At 65.3% G+C, this 617-nt stretch carries 1 protein-coding gene; it reads left to right on the forward strand.

The window, feature by feature from the left end:
* The coding region (locus tag J7528_RS23905; protein WP_291879847.1) for a CHAD domain-containing protein at nucleotides 1–501 on the forward strand (501 nt) is incomplete at its 5' end.
* Nucleotides 502–617: the final 116 nt, after the last annotated feature.

Genomic DNA, 617 nt, shown 5'->3' on the forward strand with positions numbered 1-617 from the left:
GCGCTGGAGAGCCCGCGCGCTCGCGACGTCCTGCTGGAGGCCGCCGCCTGGCTGGAAGCCGGCGCCTGGACCCGCGACCCGGCCCTGAAGGATCTCCGCAACGGCAGAGCGGACGCCTATGCCGCCGATGTGCTCGAGCATCGCCGCCAGCAGATGAAGAAACGCGCCAAGCATTTCGCCGACCTCGACGCCCATGCGCGCCACAAGCTGCGCCTGAAGGGCAAGACCCTGCGCTACGCCGCCGAGGATCTCGCGGTGCTGTTTCCGGACCATCCGAAACGCGCCGAAGCTTTCATCGAGGCCTCGAAGCTCGTGCAGGACCGGCTAGGCGAACTCAACGACCGCAGCGTCCGTGAAGCCCTGGTCGAAACCGCCGCCCATGGCGATGCGATGCTCGCCCGCGACGCTGCTCGCGTGGTGCTGGCCGATGACCAAGGCGATCTGCTGAAAGCCGCCAGCAAGGCGCTGGACGACCTGCTCGACGCCAAGCCGTTCTGGTGAGCCGGGAACAAAGATCTAGAAACGAAAAAAGCCGCCCGAAGGCGGCTATTTCGTAAAAGACCCTTGGGTGCGGGGACAGGATTTGAACCTGTGACCTTCAGGTTATGAGCCTGACG

The sequence above is a fragment of the Caulobacter sp. genome, from assembly GCF_017744445.1.
Lineage (GTDB): Bacteria > Pseudomonadota > Alphaproteobacteria > Caulobacterales > Caulobacteraceae > Caulobacter.